We start from the raw sequence: 16,096 nt of genomic DNA, 5'->3' as shown, positions 1-16,096 counted from the left end.
AACCGGCCGCATGGACGTCTGCGATGTGTGTGACCTGGGCCGAAATGCCCAAGATCGCAGCCCTGATCCGCCACATCGAAGACCTACACGCCCGCCACGGTCGCTCGTACATACTGAGGGCCGGGATCTCATCCTTGTTCCGCTACATCGAAGGCGTGCACGGCGAAAGACCCTGGGGCACTGTCTTGGATGCCGGTACCGGTGTGAAATCGCTTCAGTGGATACAGACTTTGCCGACCGAGCGCTGGACGGCGGTCACGGCCGCCCGCAGCCTGGCGGACAAGACCCGCGCCGCGTTGGGTAGCGCCATGCGCCCGCAGGACCGCCTGCTCGTCGGCAACTGGGTAGACGACAGCCTTCTTGCCGGCGAGACGTTCGACACCATCTTGGTCGACTACCTGGTCGGGGCCATCGAAGGCTTCGCCCCGTACTGGCAGGACCGCGTGTTCGAGCGGTTGCGCCCGCATCTCGCCGATCATGGTCGTCTTTACCTAGTCGGCTTGGAGCCCTACGTGCAATTCGAGCCGGAAACCGAAAGTGGCAAAATCATCTGGGAAATCGGTCGCGTGCGCGACGCCTGCCTGTTGCTTGCCGGCGAACGACCGTACCGAGAGTTCCCGCTGGACTGGATGCTGGGGCGACTGGGCCTTGCGGGCTTTCGCATTCTTGAAGCGCGCCGCTTCCCCATCCGCTACCGAGCTCGCTACGTGAACGGCCAACTCAACATGTGCTTGGCCCGAATCGAGCGATTCTCCTCCAACGGGCTTGGCATGGCAATGCGTGCCTATGTGGAAGAACTGCGCGCTCGGGCATTGCAGCTCAACGAGCGGCAAGACGGTCTGTGGCACGGCAATGACTATGTGATCGCGGTCGAACCGATGTAGCACAACGCGGCTAGAGCCGTCGGGTGAGCGCGTCCGCCGCGGACAGCAGGTCGGCGGCCCATCGGACCCCCGGGCGGCGGCCCATCCGGTCGATCGGGCCGGACACCGAGATGGCAGCGATCACGACGCCCCGGCCGTCGCGCACCGGCGCCGACACGCTCGCCACGCCAGGCTCGCGTTCGGCCACGCTTTGCGCCCAGCCGCGCCGGCACACCTCGGCCAGCGCTCGGGCGCTGAACACCGCCTTTGGCAATACGGCCGCTTGGGTGGCGGCGTCGGTGTGGGCCAGCAACACTTTGGCGCCCGAGCCCGCGGTCATCGGCAACCGTGCCCCGACCGGGACCGTATCGCGAAGGCCCGCAGCTGGTTCCAATGCGGCCACGCAGACCCGCGACGTTCCCTCGCGGCGATATACCTGCACGCTTTCGCCGGTGGCGTCGCGCAGCTGAGGCAGTACCGCCGCGCACGCCACCAGCAGTGGATCGTCGACATGGGTCGCGAGTTCGGTGATGGCCGGACCGAGCCGCCAGTGGCCATCCTGGCCGCGCCCCAGCAGGCGATGCACCTCCAGCGCGGCCGCCAGCCGGTATGCGGTGGCCCTGGGCAGGTCGGTTCGATCGCAGAGTTCGGCCAGTCCGCAGGGAGATTCCGCGACCGCGTGCAGCACGCCAACGGCTTTGTCGAGGACACCGATACCGCTATGCTGTCTCACAAAGAGATCATAGCGTCTCGTATTTTGAGATGACCAGCGAGTCGCGAACGAATGAATAGAGGCACTTCGAGATGGCCTTGCAGACCGGCGAGCCACGCACACTGGCCGAGAAGATTTGGGACGACCACATTGTGGTATCAGGCGGGGGCTGTGCGCCCGACTTGATCTACATCGATCTGCATCTGGTGCATGAGGTCACCAGCCCGCAGGCGTTCGACGGCCTGCGCCTGGCCGGGCGCCGGGTGCGGCGGCCCGAGCTCACCCTCGCCACCGAGGATCACAACGTGCCCACCGTCGACATCGACCAGCCGATCGCCGACCCGGTGTCACGCACCCAGGTGGAGACGTTGCGCCGAAACTGCGCCGAATTCGGAATCCGGCTGCATTCAATGGGCGATATCGAGCAGGGCATCGTGCACGTCGTCGGACCGCAATTGGGTCTCACCCAGCCGGGAATGACGATCGTCTGTGGCGATAGCCACACCTCAACCCACGGCGCATTCGGCGCGTTGGCGATGGGCATCGGTACGTCGGAGGTCGAGCACGTGCTGGCCACCCAGACGCTGCCGCTGCGGCCGTTCAAGACCATGGCGGTCAACGTCGATGGGCGGCTGCCCGACGGTGTGTCGGCCAAGGACATCATCCTGGCGTTGATCGCCAAGATCGGCACCGGCGGCGGCCAGGGGCATGTCATCGAATACCGGGGCAGCGCCATCGAATCGCTGTCCATGGAAGGCCGGATGACGATCTGCAACATGAGCATCGAAGCCGGCGCTCGTGCGGGCATGGTGGCTCCGGACGAAACCACCTACGCGTTCTTGCGTGGTCGTCCGCACGCACCCACCGGTGCCCAGTGGGACACCGCACTCGTCTACTGGCAACGGCTTCGCACCGACGTCGGCGCCGTTTTCGACACCGAGGTGTATCTCGACGCCGCGTCGTTGAGCCCGTTTGTCACCTGGGGCACCAACCCAGGCCAAGGGGTACCGCTGGCGGCCGCGGTGCCAGATCCGCAACTGATGACCGACGACGCCGAGCGGCAGGCCGCCGAGAAAGCATTGGCGTACATGGACCTTCGACCCGGAACCGCGATGCGCGACATCGCGGTCGACGCCGTGTTCGTCGGGTCGTGTACCAACGGTCGCATTGAAGATCTGCGGGTGGTCGCCGAAGTGCTGCGTGGCCGCAAGGTGGCCGACGGCGTGCGGATGCTGATCGTTCCGGGCTCAATGCGGGTACGCGCGCAGGCCGAGGCCGAAGGGCTCGGTGAGATCTTCACCGACGCGGGCGCGCAATGGCGGCAGGCGGGATGCTCGATGTGTCTGGGCATGAATCCCGATCAGCTGGCGTCCGGGGAGCGCTGCGCCGCGACGTCCAACCGCAACTTCGAAGGGCGGCAGGGCGCGGGCGGCCGCACACATTTGGTGTCCCCAGCAGTGGCGGCCGCCACCGCGGTTCGCGGCACACTGTCCAGCCCGGCCGATTTGAATTGAACTGAGAACAGCTAGGGGATCAGCATGGAAGCCTTTCACACCCACTCTGGTATTGGCGTGCCGTTGCGGCGGTCCAATGTCGACACCGATCAGATCATTCCCGCGGTCTTTCTGAAGCGGGTCACCCGAACCGGTTTCGAGGACGGCTTGTTCGCGGGTTGGCGGTCGGATCCTGCATTCGTGCTAAACCTCAGTCCCTTTGACCGGGGTTCGGTCCTGGTTGCCGGGCCCGATTTCGGCACCGGATCCTCGCGAGAGCATGCGGTCTGGGCGCTCATGGACTACGGATTCCGGGTGGTTATCTCATCCCGATTTGGTGACATTTTCCGCGGCAACGCGGGCAAGGCCGGGCTGCTGGCGGCCGAGGTTGCCCAAGACGATGTGGAACTCCTGTGGAAGCTCATTGAGCAGAGTCCGGGCCTGGAAATCACTGCCAATCTTCAAGATCGAATTATCACCGCAGCAACAGTGGTGCTGCCGTTCAAGATTGACGACCACTCGGCGTGGCGGCTGCTTGAAGGTCTCGACGATATAGCCCTTACGCTGCGGAAACTCGACGAGATCGAGGCCTTTGAGGGTGCGTGCGCGTACTGGAAACCGCGCACTCTACCCGCCCCCTGAGGCGTAGAACCGGGCGAAATTTCAGCGTGACCCGCCGGCAGAACCTGAGCCATTTTGGGGCCGCGCCACCGGTCAAGGGCGGCAACCGGATTGCGAAAAACCGGTCGTTGGCTCAGTGAAATTGCGCGTGGCTCTTGGAAATCAGCCGGGTAAGGGTTTACCGTGTCCACTAGTCGGTTCCAAACGAGGACCACTGGTTTCGGAGGGTTGGGATGAACAAAGCAGAGCTCATTGACGTGCTCACACAGAAATTGGGCTCGGACCGTCGGCAGGCGACCGCCGCCGTCGAGAATGTCGTTGACACGATTGTGCGTGCGGTACACAAAGGCGACAGCGTCACCATTACCGGGTTCGGTGTGTTCGAACAGCGTCGCCGCGCGGCTCGAGTGGCCCGCAATCCGCGTACCGGCGAGACAGTAAAGGTGAAGCCGACGTCGGTGCCGGCGTTCCGCCCGGGCGCGCAATTCAAAGCGGTTGTGTCTGGCGCGCAGCGTCTCCCGGCAGAAGGACCCGCTGTTAAGCGTGGTGTGGGGGCCAGTGCAGCCAAGAAGGTAGCGAAGAAGGCACCTGCCAAGAAGGCGACAAAGGCCGCCAAGAAGGCGGCGACCAAGGCGCCCGCCAGGAAGGCGGCGACCAAGGCGCCCGCCAAGAAAGCGGCGACCAAGGCGCCCGCCAAGAAAGCTGTCAAGGCCACGAAGTCACCCGCCAAGAAGGTGACCAAGGCGGTGAAGAAGACCGCGGTCAAGGCATCGGTGCGTAAGGCGGCGACCAAGGCGCCGGCAAAGAAGGCAGCGGCCAAGCGGCCGGCTACCAAGGCTCCCGCCAAGAAGGCAACCGCTCGGCGGGGTCGCAAATAGGTCAAGACACACGGATACCCTTTGCACGGTGGCAATGTGACGAAGGGTATCCGTGTGTTAGGCCCGCACGTTGGCGGCCAGCGCACCGCCGATGTGGTCGGCTGTCACAAGCCTGCCGGCTGACAACGACAACACCCACGTGCTGCCTTTGCGATTGCGGGACTTGTCGGGGTGCACACCGTCGCGCTCGCACCACCACGTGATCAGATCGGGAATGACCTTGCCCTGCGTGCAGATCACGGGTGTGCCTACTTGCTCGACGATCTGCAGCACTCGGTGTCGGCCGCGTTTGGGGTTGTTGGCGTAGGACTCTTCGGTCAGGGTGGGCTCGTTGTGTATGGTCACGTTCAGTTCCGCGGCGAGTGGCTCCATCGTCTGGTGGCAGCGCACCCGGTCGGCGGCATAAACATCGGTGGCGCCGAACGCCAGCAGCTGTGGTACCAACGCTTCTGCCTGCGCACGACCCCTCTTGTCTAGCGGTCGCTTGCTGTCGTCCCCGGAGAAGTGCGCTTTGCTGCCCGCGGTGCCATGCCGCACCACCAGCACCGTCTGAGTGTCCGCCGGGTGTTTAGCGAACCGGCACAGGACTTTTCGATCCTGGGCGTAGTCAAGCTTGTTCATCGCGTCGGGAACCGGTAACCAGATCAGCTCGTCGACCTCACTGCCGGGGGTGAATTCCCCACCGGTGCTGCGCGCTGCCCAGTAGTGCACCTTCTTGACGCCTCGAAAAGGGGAGTCGGTCGGGTAGGTCACCGTCAGGAGCCGCCTACCCAGGTTGGCGCGGTGACCGGTCTCCTCGAGTATCTCCCGCACCGCCCCCACCGGTGCGGTCTCGCCCGGATCCACTTTGCCCTTGGGCAGCGACCAGTCGTCGTAACGGGGGCGGTGAATGACAGCGATCTCGACCGGCCCTTCCGAATCGGCACTGCCGGGTCGCCAGAGCACCGCACCGGCGGCGTACACAATCCGGCCCGCCGAGCGCCGGCGGGCGGACGAGTTCTGGATCGACACCTCAACTCCTGCAGGTCAATTCGGCCAGGCTGCTCGCGGTCGTGGATGTGGTCGGTGCAGCAGCGGGAATCACCACGCAGTGTCAGGGGCTGCGGTGCCGTTCCATCAGCGATTCCTGATGGTCGCGCACGCTATGGCCTTCTTGCGGCGACGCGGTCCACTGCCCGTCGGGCCCGAGCTCCCAGCACCGGGTGCACGGGTCCAGTGCGGATTCGAACAATTCGTCCAGCTGCGCGGTCAGCCTCGGGTTTTTGACTTGAGCCATAACCTCGACTCGCCGGTCGAGGTTGCGGTGCATCATGTCGGCGCTGCCGATCCAGAACTCGTCGATGGCACGGAAATGGAGGATCCGCGAGTGCTCGAGGAAGCGGCCGAGAATCGAGCGCACGATGATGTTTTCCGAAATGCCCTGCGCACCTGGACGCAGCGCGCAGATGCCGCGTACCACCACCTCGATCCGCACACCGGCTCGCGACGCGCGGTACAGCGCATCGATGACCTGCTCATCAACAAGGGCATTCATCTTGAGTCGGATGCGGCCTTTGCCGTTGTGGGCACCCTCTGCACGGTGCGCCGCGACCTCCCGCTCGACGCGGTCAATGATGCCGGCGCGGATTCCGTGCGGGGCCACCAACAAGTTGCGGTAGGACAACTTGCGTGAGTAGCCGGTGAGCGAATTGAACAAGTCGGTCAAGTCGGCGCCGATATCGGGTGCAGCGGTCAGCAGTCCGACGTCCTCGTAGAGTCGTGCTGTCTTGCTGTTGTAATTGCCGGTGCCGACATGGCAGTACCGCCGGATTGTCGGACCTTCGCGGCGCACCACCAAGGCGGTCTTGCAGTGCGTCTTGAGCCCGACGAGCCCGTACGCCACATGCACGCCGGCTTGTTCTAGTGCGCGCGCCCAGGCGATGTTGGCCTGTTCGTCGAAGCGTGCCTTGATCTCGACCAGTGCCACCACTTGCTTTCCGGCTTCGGCGGCGTCGATCAGCGCCCGGACGATCGGCGAGTCGCCGGAGGTGCGGTACAGCGTCTGTTTGATCGCCAGCACGTTGGGGTCGGCCGCGGCCTGTTCGATGAATCGCTGCACGCTGGTGGAGAACGAGTCATACGGATGGTGAACCAGCACATCGCCTTCGCGCAGCGTCGCGAAGATGCTTTTGGGTGTTTCCCGCTCGGCGAAGGCGGGATGGGTAGCTGGGACGAATGTCCGATCCTTAAGCGTCGGGCGGTCCACGGCGTAGATCTGCCACAACGACGATAGGTCGAGCAGCCCGGGCACTTCGATGACATCACCGGGATGCACGTCGAGTTCGCGAAGCAGCAACTCCAGCATGCTCTCGGTCATGTCGTCTGCGATCTCGAGTCGCACCGGTGAACCGAACCGGCGGCGGGCCAGTTCTCGCTCGAGCGCCTGCAGTAGGTCCTCGTCGCGATCCTCTTCAACCTCGAAGTCAGCGTTGCGAGTGATGCGAAATGCGTGGTGCTCGACGATTTCCATACCCGGGAAAAGCACCGGAAGGAAGGCCGCGATCAGCTCCTCCATCGGCAGGAACCGCAGCGCGGTCCGGCCTTCGGTCCCCGCAGCTTCCTCGCTGGCCTCACGTGCAGCGAGTTCGACGAAGCGGTCGACGTTGTCGGGCACCTTGACCCTCGCGAAATGCTGGGTGCCGTCTTCAGGTTGGCGTACCGTGACCGCCAGGTTCAAGCTCAACCCGCTGACAAACGGGAACGGGTGGGCGGGATCGACGGCCAGCGGGGTCAGGACGGGGAAGACCTGTTCGTTGAAATAGGTCGACAATCGGTCGCGCTCAGCCTGATCCAAATCGGCCCAGGTGACGATGTAGATGCCTTCCTCGCCGAGCGCGGGTAGCACCGAATCGAGGAACACCCGGGCATGCCGGCTGGCGAGCTGTTGAGTCTGCTCGCCGATCCGGCCTAGTTGTTCGCGCGGTGTTAGACCGTCGGCGGAGCGCACCGACAACCCCATCTCGTCGCGGCGTTTGAGGCCGGCCACCCGGACCATGTAGAACTCGTCGAGATTGGACGCGAAGATTGCCAGAAACTTGGCGCGCTCGAGCAATGGCATCGACTTATCGGCGGCCAGGGCAAGCACGCGCGCGTTGAAGTCCAGCCAACTCAGCTCCCGGTTCAGGTAGCGATCCGAGGGTAGCTGGTCGCTAATCGCGGCGGGGGTGGCAGCGGGCGGTGCCGCCAGCGCCGAGTCGTCTGGATACCACGCATGCTCCTCTGGCCGCACCTCTGTGACGGGACTGTTTTCGATTTCGGTCACCTTGCGATCATTGCTCATCATTGGGTGGGGTTGCCAGCACTCGGCAGGCATCCGTTCGCCGTTGGTCTGCCGTTCACCCCCTGGATGCCTCGCCGGCGTTGCCCCGTCCCGGTCAACGATGTGCGACCGCTCGCGCGGTCGCGGGCCCTACCCCGAGCTGGCGTGCGGCCGTCAGGTCGGCGGGGGTGTCGACATCGCAGCGCAGGCCCGGCCAGGCTCCTGTCAGCTCGACAGCGCCCGAACGGCGGTGCCGCGCGGACGAATCCGGCCCGAACCGCGGGTGCAGCGCGGTGCCGAACGCACACAGTACCGCGGTGCCGGTCCCAAGCCGGTCGGCGACGAAGCTGCGCCGATGGTGGCGTGCGGCCGAGATTGCCTCGGCGAGTTCCTGTGTCTGTAATGCCGGCAAATCGCCTTGCAGCACAACGATGTTGGAGGCCCCTTCGGCAACCACGCGTTCGGCAGCGGTGATGGCGGTGTTCAGTGGGTCGGGATCGTCTTCGGGTGTCGGGTCGGCCAGTACATCGGCGCCCAGCCCGGCCGCCGCAGCCGCCGCGGCTTCGTCGGGGGTGATAACAGTGATCGAGCGCAGTGAACCGACACCCGCCGCGGCGGTCAACGTGTCGACGAGCATGGCCAGCACCACGTTCTCGCGAGTCTGCGCCGAGAACACCGGGGCCAGCCTGGTTTTGGCCGCGGCCAAGCGCTTGACGGCGATGATCAAGCCGATATCGCCGTCGTCCGGTGTGCCGCTCATGAAGTCATCCTGCCAGCGTCGATCCACGCGGCACACTTCGACGGCATTGCCGCCACGGTCGTGGCCGGGGCCCAGGCACGGTCCCGACGGCAACCGCGGCGCAGATTAGTGTGTGTGGATGGCCGGAATAGCAAGCACCGTCGCGGTGATGGGCGCCGGTGCATGGGGCACGGCCCTGGCTAAGGTGCTGGCCGACGCGGGCGGAGAGGTCACGCTGTGGGCGCGGCGAGCTGAGGTGGCCGATCAGATCAATACCACCCGATATAACCCCGACTATCTGCCCGGTGCGCTGTTACCACCGAGCATTCATGCCACCGCAGATGCCGAGGAGGCACTTGGGGGCGCATCCACGGTGCTGTTGGGAGTGCCCGCGCAGACCATGCGGGCCAATCTCGAGCGGTGGGCTCCCCTGTTGCCCGAGGGTGCGACCTTGGTCAGTCTGGCCAAGGGCATCGAGTTGGGCACCCTGATGCGGATGAGCCAGGTCATCATCTCGGTGACCGGTGCCGAGCCGCCGCAGGTCGCGGTGATCTCTGGACCCAACCTGGCCAGCGAGATCGCCGAATGCCAGCCCGCCGCTACCGTCGTCGCGTGCAGCGACTCCGGCCGCGCGGTTGCCTTGCAGCGCGCGCTGAACAGCGGGTACTTCCGCCCCTACACCAACGCCGATGTCGTCGGCACCGAGATCGGCGGGGCGTGCAAGAACATCATCGCGCTTGCGTGCGGAATGGCGGTGGGCATCGGGCTGGGCGAAAACACCGCGGCCGCGATCATCACCCGGGGCCTGGCGGAGATCATCCGGCTCGGGACGGCGCTCGGCGCCAACGGCGCGACGTTGGCCGGTCTGGCAGGGGTCGGTGATCTGGTGGCCACCTGCACCTCACCGCGTTCGCGCAACCGATCGTTTGGCGAACGCCTGGGCCGGGGCGAAACGTTGCAGTCGGCGGGCAAGGCTTGTCATGTCGTCGAAGGCGTGACGTCGTGCGAATCCGTGCTCGCGCTGGCGTCCAGCTACGACGTCGAAATGCCACTCACCGACGCGGTGCATCGGGTCTGTCATAAAGGGCTGTCGGTGGACGAGGCGATAACGCTGCTGCTGGGTCGCCGCACCAAGCCCGAATGAGCCTCGCACGGGCCGGCACGACCGAAAACTGCAGCTCGTGGGAGCCCGTCTGCCTGACCCGGTAGCCTCTGCAGGTTGTGAGTGCTAACGACCGGCGTGATCGGCGTGTCCGCGTTGCCGTCGTGTTCGGCGGGCGCAGCAACGAGCACGCCATCTCGTGTGTGTCCGCCGGCAGCATCCTGCGCAACCTGGACTCGCGGCGGTTCGACGTGATCGCGGTGGGTATCACCCCGGCAGGTTCGTGGGTGCTCACCGACGCCAACCCCGACGCCCTGACGATCACCAACCGGGAGCTTCCTCAGGTCAAATCAGGATCGGGCACCGAGCTGGCGCTGCCGGCCGATCCGCGGCGTGGTGGCCAGTTGGTGTCGCTGCCGCCCGGGGCCGGCGAGGTTCTGGAGTCGGTCGACGTGGTGTTCCCGGTACTGCACGGCCCGTACGGCGAGGACGGCACGATCCAGGGACTGCTCGAACTCGCCGGGGTGCCCTACGTGGGCGCCGGTGTGCTGGCCAGTGCCGTCGGCATGGACAAGGAGTTCACCAAGAAGCTGCTCGCCGCCGATGGACTTCCGGTGGGTGCGTACGCGGTGCTGCGTCCGCCGCGGTCGACACTGCACCGCCAGGAGTGCGAACGGCTGGGCTTACCGGTGTTCGTCAAACCCGCCCGAGGCGGCTCGTCGATCGGTGTTAGCCGGGTGTCGAGTTGGGATCAACTGCCCGCCGCGGTCGCGCGGGCCCGCCGGCATGACCCTAAGGTCATCGTCGAGGCCGCGATCAGCGGCCGCGAGCTGGAATGCGGTGTGCTCGAAATGCCGGACGGCACACTGGAAGCCAGCACGCTGGGGGAGATCCGGGTGGCCGGGGTGCGGGGACGCGAGGACTCTTTCTACGACTTCGCAACCAAGTATCTCGACGACGCAGCCGAATTGGACGTGCCCGCCAAGGTCGATGACCAGGTCGCAGAGGCGATTCGTCAGCTGGCGATCCGGGCGTTCGCGGCTATCGACTGCCGGGGTCTGGCCAGGGTGGACTTCTTCCTCACCGACGACGGTCCGGTGATCAACGAGATCAACACGATGCCGGGATTCACCACGATCTCGATGTACCCGCGGATGTGGGCGGCCAGCGGTGTCGACTATCCGACCCTGCTGGCGACGATGATCGAGACGACATTGGCCCGCGGCGTGGGCCTGCACTAGCCCGATGGTGCCGACCCGCCGCGCCCGGCGCTAGCGCCGCGCTTGCGATCGGCACTTAGCCCGATGGTGCCGACCCGCCGCGCCCGGCGCTAGCGCCGCGCTTGCGATCGGCACTTAGCCCGATGGTGCCGACCCGCCGCGCCCGGCGCAAGCGCCGCGCTTGCGATCGGCACTTAGCCCGATGGTGCCGACCCGCCGCGCCCGGCGCAAGCGCCGCGCTTGCGATCGGCACTTAGCCCGATGGTGCCGACCCGCCGCGCCCGGCGCAAGCGCCGCGCTTGCGATCGGCACTAGCGAGCCGGCGCCGGGTCGATGGGTACCGCGGGGATGGTGTGGTCGATAACGTCTGACAATTCCTGGATCGCGGTGGGCCCCGATCCCGAGGGGAGTGTCAGCGCCACATACACCGGCCGGTCCACGGTGTACCAGGTGGACCGGCCTGGCTCGTCCGGGTTTTGCGCGGCCACCTGAAACCACTGCACCCGATCGACGACTTGGATGGCCGAACCCACCACGAACTCGGCCGGGCGGTCGAGTCCACAGCGCAAAATCACCGGTGTGCTGTTTGGCCCCGTTCGCCAGGCCGTGGCACCCGCAGTGGTCGGCTCCGCGACGGGCGCGCGCCGATACTCGCCGAGTCGTTGAGGCAGCGCCGCCAGCAGTGCTTTGCAGCCGGGACCGGTGGCCTGCGGAGCGGGCACGGCCGGAATGACAACCGGTCGCTCCGGCGGCTGGCGGTTCGCCGCGACAACCAGGATTACCCCGATCACCGCCGCCGCCAGCGCCGCCGCGGCGATCAGCACGGCGCGCGGCGGCCCGTCGGACTCGCCTGTCACCTGCGCGGCCACCTCTTTGCTCTCATACACTGGCGCGGTCCGCTCGCGCCGGCAGTGACTCAACTTACCGCAGGTCGGGCGAGGTGTTCGAAGGTCCACAGGGCCAGAACGGGCCGAAGGAGGCGGCGTGGGCGACGACGCATCGGGGGGTGCCAGCTGTTGCGGGTTGAGTGGTCGGTAGTTGTCAGTGGCGTGCGGTAGGAACAGAGATATGAACCTGGCGACGTGGGCGGAGCGCAACGGTGTTGCTCCGGGGACCGCCTACCGCTGGTTTCGTGCTGGTCTGTTGTCGGTGATGGCGAGGCGAGTGGGCCGACTGATTCTCGTCGACGAACCGGCTGGGGACGCTGGCATGCGATCACCGACCGCGGTGTATGCACGGGTGTCGTCGGCCGATCAGAAAGCCGATCTGGATCGGCAGGTCGCGCGGGTGACCGCGTGGGCCACGGCCCAACAGATGCCAGTCGACAAGGTCGTGACCGAGGTCGGTTCCGCGTTCAACGAGCACCGCCGTAAGTTCCTTTCACTGCTGCGCGACCCGTCAGTCCACCGGATCGTGGTGGAGCACCGGGATCGGTTCTGCCGGTTGGGCTCGAAGTACGTGCAGGCAGCGTTTGCGGCGCAGGGCCGCGAACTGGTGGTAGTCGACTCTGCCGAGGTCGATGACGACCTGGTGCGGGATATGACCGAGATCCTGACGTCGATGTGCGCCCGTCTGTATGGCAAACGGGCTGCCGAGAATCGAACCAAGCGCGCATTGGCGGCCGCTGCTGGCGAGGACCATGAGGCCGCCTGATGCCCAAGTTCGAGGTTCCCGATGGCTGGACGGTCCAAGCGTTTCGGTTCACGCTGGACCCGACCGAGGACCAGGCCAAGGCGCTGGCACGGCATTTCGGTGCTCGTCGCAAGGCATACAACTGGACCGTGGCCACCCTGAAAGCCGACATCCAGGCGTGGCATGCCAGCGGGACCGTGACAGCGAAACCGTCGCTGCGCGTGCTGCGCAAACGCTGGAACACCGTCAAGGACGACGTGTGCGTCAACACCGAGACCGGTGTCGCGTGGTGGCCTGAATGCTCAAAAGAGGCCTACGCCGATGGCATCGCGGGTGCGGTCGAGGCGTACTGGAACTGGCAGACCTCCCGCGCCGGCAAACGCGCCGGTAAACGGGTCGGGTTTCCCCGTTTCAAACGCAAAGGCCGCGACCAGGATCGAGTGTCGTTCACGACCGGAGCGATGCGTGTGGAACCCGACCGCCGTCACCTCACCCTGCCGGTCATCGGGACCGTCCGCACGCACGAGAACACCCGCCGTATCGAACGCCTGATCAAGGCCGGTCGGGCGCGAGTATTGGCGATCTCGGTGCGCCGCAACGGCACTCGTCTGGATGCCAGTGTGCGGGTGCTTGTCCAGCGTCCGCAGCAGCCGAAGGTGGTGCACCCCGGTTCGCGGGTTGGTGTCGATGTCGGGGTCCGGCGCCTGGCGACGGTCGCCACCGCTGACGGCACGGCGATCGAGCAGGTTGAGAACCCACGACCGCTCGGCGCCGCGCTGCGCGAGCTACGCCACGTGTGCCGGGCCCGTTCGCGTTGCACGAAAGGTTCACGGCGCTACCGTGAGCGCACCACTCAGATTTCCCGGTTGCATCGCCGGGTCAACGATGTCCGCACCCATCACCTGCACGTCCTGACGACACGGTTGGCTCAAACCCACGGCCGCATTGTTGTCGAAGGCTTGGACGCGACAGAGATGTTGCGGCAAAAAGGGTTGCCGGGTGCCCGCGCTCGTCGGCGCGGACTGTCGGATGCGGCCCTGGGCACTCCGCGTCGGCACTTGTCCTACAAGACAGTCTGGTACGGGTCGGCGCTGGTGGTCGCCGACCGCTGGTTCCCGTCGTCGAAAACCTGCCACGCCTGCCGGCATGTGCAAGACATCGGCTGGGACGAACAATGGCAATGCGACCGATGCTCAGTGGTCCATCAGCGTGATGACTGCGCTGCCATCAACCTCGCACGCTACGAGGAAACATCCAGCATCGTCGGCCCAGTTGGGGCCGCCGTCAAGCGTGGAGCCGACCGTAAGACCGGGCCTCGCCCGGCAGGTGGCTGTGAAGCGCGGAAGGGAAGCAGCCCCAAGGCTGCCGAACAACCCCGAGACGGGGTGCAAGTCGCGTGACCACTAAAGATCACTCACTTGCAACGGAGTCCCCGACGCTGCAGCAGCTCGGCGAGTTCGCCGTGATCGACCGGCTGGTGCGGGGGCGCCGACAACCCGCCACGGTACTGCTCGGGCCCGGCGACGATGCCGCGCTGGTGTCTGCCGGCGATGGTCGCACTGTGGTGTCGACGGACATGCTGGTGCAAGATAGTCACTTCCGGCTGGACTGGTCGACACCGCAGGACGTCGGCCGCAAGGCGATCGCCCAGAATGCCGCCGACATCGAGGCGATGGGGGCGCGGGCCACCGCGTTCGTGGTCGGCTTTGGAGCACCCGCTGAGACGCCGGCGGCGCAGGCGAGCGCGTTGGTCGACGGAATGTGGGAGGAGGCGGGGCGCATTGGTGCCGGCATCGTCGGCGGCGATCTGGTCAGCTGCCGGCAGTGGGTGGTGTCGGTCACCGCGATTGGTGACCTTGACGGTCGTGCCCCGGTGCTGCGCTCCGGGGCGAAGGCCGGCTCGGTGCTGGCCGTCGTCGGTGAGCTGGGCCGCTCGGCTGCTGGCTATGCGCTGTGGTGCAACGGGATTGAAGACTTCGCCGAACTGCGCCGCCGCCATTTGGTGCCGCAGCCGCCCTACGGCCACGGCGCGGCGGCCGCGGCTGTCGGGGCTCAAGCGATGATCGATGTCTCCGACGGGCTGCTCGCCGATCTGCGGCACATCGCCGAGGCATCCGGCGTGCGCATCGACCTGTCCGCCGCGGCGTTGGCCGCTGACCGCGACGCTTTGACTGCGGCCGCAACCGCTCTGGGCACCGACCCCTGGCCGTGGGTGCTAAGCGGGGGTGAAGATCATGCCCTGGTCGCCTGTTTCGTCGGTCCGGTGCCGGCCGGGTGGCGCACCATTGGCCGGGTTCTCGACGGGCCGGCTAGGGTGCTGGTCGACGGCGAGGAGTGGACTGGATACGCGGGCTGGCAATCGTTTGGGGAGCCAGACAATCAAGGTTCGCTAGGGTGACGCGGTGACCGTCTGTACGCGAAAGGGATGCAGTGACCGCACGGCCGTTGAGTGAGCTCGTCGAGCGGGGGTGGGCCGCCGCGCTCGAGCCGGTGGCCGACCAGGTGGCCCACATGGGGCAGTTCTTGCGGGCCGAGATCGCGGCCGGGCGCAGATACCTGCCCGCCGGATCGAATGTGTTGCGCGCCTTCACTTTCCCGTTCGACAACGTCCGTGTCCTTATCGTTGGCCAAGACCCTTATCCGACTCCAGGACATGCTGTGGGTCTTAGCTTCTCGGTGGCCCCTGATGTACGTCCGTGGCCGCGCAGTCTGGCCAACATCTTCGACGAGTACACCGCGGATTTGGGCTATCCGCTGCCCTCGAACGGCGATCTGACGCCCTGGGCGCAACGCGGTGTGTTGCTGTTGAACAGGGTGCTGACGGTGCGACCCAGCAACCCGGCGTCGCACCGGGGCAAGGGCTGGGAAGCGGTCACGGAATGCGCGATTCGCGCCCTGGCGGCGCGCGCAGCGCCGCTGGTGGCGATCCTGTGGGGTCGTGACGCGTCGACTCTGAAGCCGATGCTGGCCGCGGGCAACTGCGTTGCGATCGAGTCGCCGCATCCTTCACCGCTATCGGCATCGCGCGGGTTCTTCGGCTCGCGTCCGTTCAGCCGCGCCAACGAACTGCTCGTCGGGATGGGTGCCGAGCCGATCGATTGGCGGTTGCCCTGAGTCGTGCAGGTGTTACCGGGCGTCAGCCGCGGGTGATCTTGCCCGCCTTGATGCAGGATGTGCAAACGTTGAGTCGCTTCTTGTTGCCGCCGGGACGGGTCACGGCGTGCACAGTCTGGATGTTCGGATCCCACCGGCGGCTGGTGCGGCGGTGGGAGTGCGACACCGACTTGCCGAAGCCGGGGCCTTTCCCGCAGATATCGCACACAGCGGCCATTCGTCAAGCTCCTCAAATCTCTTAGGTCCGGCGACCTGGCCGGGACGCCTACGTGTAGCCCGCGGCTAGCACAGGATAGCCATTGTTGTGCGGTAGCGCCAAAACGATCAGCCCTTCGCGGACATGTCAGCACCCGCCTTGGCCGGGAGAGCGGCGTCGTGACCGTGCTGTCACCACGTCTGGTTAGGCTCGGGGCGCGGGCTGGCG

The 16,096-nt window shown here is 66.2% G+C and carries 16 protein-coding genes and 3 other annotated features; of the genes, 10 read left to right on the top strand and 6 right to left on the bottom strand.

The window, feature by feature from the left end; all coding sequences use genetic code 11:
- The first annotated feature begins 23 nt into the window (after positions 1–23).
- Complete coding sequence (locus Rv2990c) at positions 24–884, top strand: hypothetical protein (protein NP_217506.1); 861 nt, start codon at positions 24–26, stop codon at positions 882–884.
- A gap of 10 nt (positions 885–894) precedes the next feature.
- Here the strand turns inward: Rv2990c and Rv2989 are convergent, their stop codons facing one another.
- The gene (locus Rv2989) at positions 895–1,596 is read right to left on the bottom strand and encodes a transcriptional regulator (RefSeq protein ID NP_217505.1); all 702 of its coding nucleotides are present in this window, start codon (positions 1,594–1,596) and stop codon (positions 895–897) included.
- 71 nt (positions 1,597–1,667) lie between these two features.
- Here Rv2989 and leuC point away from each other — a divergent pair, with 71 nt between their 5' ends.
- The 3 genes from leuC to hupB all read left to right on the top strand — a co-directional run bounded on the left by leuC (position 1,668) and on the right by hupB (position 4,567).
- Complete coding sequence (gene leuC / locus Rv2988c; protein ID NP_217504.1) at positions 1,668–3,089, top strand: 3-isopropylmalate dehydratase large subunit; 1,422 nt, start codon at positions 1,668–1,670, stop codon at positions 3,087–3,089.
- Positions 3,090–3,113: 24 nt separating this feature from the next.
- Positions 3,114–3,710 carry a 3-isopropylmalate dehydratase small subunit gene (gene leuD / locus Rv2987c; protein NP_217503.1) on the top strand — a complete coding sequence of 199 codons (597 nt, stop codon included), beginning with the start codon at positions 3,114–3,116 and terminating at the stop codon, positions 3,708–3,710.
- Positions 3,711–3,922: 212 nt separating this feature from the next.
- A complete protein-coding gene (hupB, locus tag Rv2986c; protein NP_217502.1) occupies positions 3,923–4,567 on the top strand; it encodes a DNA-binding protein HU in 645 nt (214 codons plus the stop codon).
- Between the two features lie 57 nt (positions 4,568–4,624).
- Here hupB and mutT1 read toward each other — a convergent pair whose 3' ends face one another.
- From mutT1 to Rv2983, 3 genes are all read right to left on the bottom strand, one after another.
- Complete coding sequence (mutT1, locus tag Rv2985) at positions 4,625–5,578, bottom strand: 8-oxo-dGTP diphosphatase (RefSeq protein ID NP_217501.1); 954 nt, start codon at positions 5,576–5,578, stop codon at positions 4,625–4,627.
- Positions 5,579–5,660: 82 nt separating this feature from the next.
- Positions 5,661–7,889 (bottom strand): polyphosphate kinase, encoded by a 2,229-nt coding sequence (gene ppk1 / locus Rv2984; protein ID NP_217500.1) that lies wholly within the window; start codon positions 7,887–7,889, stop codon positions 5,661–5,663.
- Positions 7,890–7,980: 91 nt separating this feature from the next.
- Entirely contained in the window at positions 7,981–8,625 is a 645-nt protein-coding gene (locus Rv2983; RefSeq protein ID NP_217499.1) for a 2-phospho-L-lactate guanylyltransferase, read from the bottom strand.
- A gap of 118 nt (positions 8,626–8,743) precedes the next feature.
- Here Rv2983 and gpdA2 point away from each other — a divergent pair, with 118 nt between their 5' ends.
- The gene (gpdA2, locus tag Rv2982c; protein ID NP_217498.1) at positions 8,744–9,748 is read left to right on the top strand and encodes a glycerol-3-phosphate dehydrogenase; all 1,005 of its coding nucleotides are present in this window, start codon (positions 8,744–8,746) and stop codon (positions 9,746–9,748) included.
- Positions 9,749–9,825: 77 nt separating this feature from the next.
- Positions 9,826–10,947 (top strand): D-alanine--D-alanine ligase, encoded by a 1,122-nt coding sequence (gene ddlA / locus Rv2981c; protein NP_217497.1) that lies wholly within the window; start codon positions 9,826–9,828, stop codon positions 10,945–10,947.
- 290 nt (positions 10,948–11,237) lie between these two features.
- Here the strand turns inward: ddlA and Rv2980 are convergent, their stop codons facing one another.
- Entirely contained in the window at positions 11,238–11,783 is a 546-nt protein-coding gene (locus Rv2980; RefSeq protein ID NP_217496.1) for a hypothetical protein, read from the bottom strand.
- A gap of 167 nt (positions 11,784–11,950) precedes the next feature.
- Positions 11,951–11,956 (top strand) — a repeat region (6 bp inverted repeat at the right end of IS1538,TGAGTG.).
- Positions 11,951–13,975 (top strand) — a mobile genetic element (IS1538, len: 2025 nt. Similar to other Insertion sequence elements in M. tuberculosis e.g. IS1535, IS1536,IS1537, & IS1539 (EM_NEW:MTCY274 Z74024 Mycobacterium tuberculosis cosmid Y274)). (Overlaps the previous feature by 6 nt.)
- Here Rv2980 and Rv2979c point away from each other — a divergent pair.
- From Rv2979c to ung, 4 genes are all read left to right on the top strand, one after another.
- Entirely contained in the window at positions 11,995–12,579 is a 585-nt protein-coding gene (locus tag Rv2979c; RefSeq protein NP_217495.1) for a resolvase, read from the top strand. It overlaps the preceding feature by 585 nt.
- Complete coding sequence (locus Rv2978c; RefSeq protein ID NP_217494.1) at positions 12,579–13,958, top strand: transposase; 1,380 nt, start codon at positions 12,579–12,581, stop codon at positions 13,956–13,958. Before Rv2979c ends, Rv2978c begins: the two co-directional genes overlap by 1 nt.
- On the top strand, positions 13,955–14,956 hold the full coding sequence (gene thiL / locus Rv2977c; protein NP_217493.1) for a thiamine-monophosphate kinase: 1,002 nt from the start codon (positions 13,955–13,957) through the stop codon (positions 14,954–14,956). Before Rv2978c ends, thiL begins: the two co-directional genes overlap by 4 nt.
- Positions 13,970–13,975, bottom strand: a repeat region (6 bp inverted repeat at the left end of IS1538,TGAGTG). Its footprint overlaps the gene before it by 6 nt.
- A gap of 32 nt (positions 14,957–14,988) precedes the next feature.
- Positions 14,989–15,672 carry a uracil-DNA glycosylase gene (gene ung / locus Rv2976c; protein ID NP_217492.1) on the top strand — a complete coding sequence of 228 codons (684 nt, stop codon included), beginning with the start codon at positions 14,989–14,991 and terminating at the stop codon, positions 15,670–15,672.
- A 22-nt stretch (positions 15,673–15,694) separates the two neighbouring features.
- Here ung and Rv2975a read toward each other — a convergent pair whose 3' ends face one another.
- Positions 15,695–15,889: a 50S ribosomal protein L28 gene (locus Rv2975a; protein ID YP_009030042.1), complete on the bottom strand. Its 195-nt coding sequence runs from the start codon at positions 15,887–15,889 to the stop codon at positions 15,695–15,697.
- Positions 15,890–16,096 lie beyond the last annotated feature (207 nt).

It is taken from the genome of Mycobacterium tuberculosis H37Rv (assembly GCF_000195955.2).
Taxonomy (GTDB): Bacteria; Actinomycetota; Actinomycetes; order Mycobacteriales; family Mycobacteriaceae; genus Mycobacterium; species Mycobacterium tuberculosis.
Note: the sequence above shows the minus strand (reverse complement) of the source record. Positions and strands in the feature narration are given on the sequence as shown.

Excerpts from the sequence above, each read along its gene's own strand:
- gpdA2 (NP_217498.1), top strand. The coding sequence starts at position 8,744 with ATGGCCGGAATAGCAAGCACCGTCGCGGTGATGGGCGCCGGTGCATGG.
- Rv2990c (NP_217506.1), top strand. The coding sequence starts at position 24 with ATGTGTGTGACCTGGGCCGAAATGCCCAAGATCGCAGCCCTGATCCGC.
- Rv2975a (YP_009030042.1), bottom strand. The coding sequence starts at position 15,889 with ATGGCCGCTGTGTGCGATATCTGCGGGAAAGGCCCCGGCTTCGGCAAG.
- Rv2978c (NP_217494.1), top strand. The coding sequence starts at position 12,579 with ATGCCCAAGTTCGAGGTTCCCGATGGCTGGACGGTCCAAGCGTTTCGG.
- ppk1 (NP_217500.1), bottom strand. The coding sequence starts at position 7,889 with ATGATGAGCAATGATCGCAAGGTGACCGAAATCGAAAACAGTCCCGTC.
- Rv2983 (NP_217499.1), bottom strand. The coding sequence starts at position 8,625 with ATGAGCGGCACACCGGACGACGGCGATATCGGCTTGATCATCGCCGTC.
- leuC (NP_217504.1), top strand. The coding sequence starts at position 1,668 with ATGGCCTTGCAGACCGGCGAGCCACGCACACTGGCCGAGAAGATTTGG.
- leuD (NP_217503.1), top strand. The coding sequence starts at position 3,114 with ATGGAAGCCTTTCACACCCACTCTGGTATTGGCGTGCCGTTGCGGCGG.
- Rv2979c (NP_217495.1), top strand. The coding sequence starts at position 11,995 with ATGAACCTGGCGACGTGGGCGGAGCGCAACGGTGTTGCTCCGGGGACC.
- hupB (NP_217502.1), top strand. The coding sequence starts at position 3,923 with ATGAACAAAGCAGAGCTCATTGACGTGCTCACACAGAAATTGGGCTCG.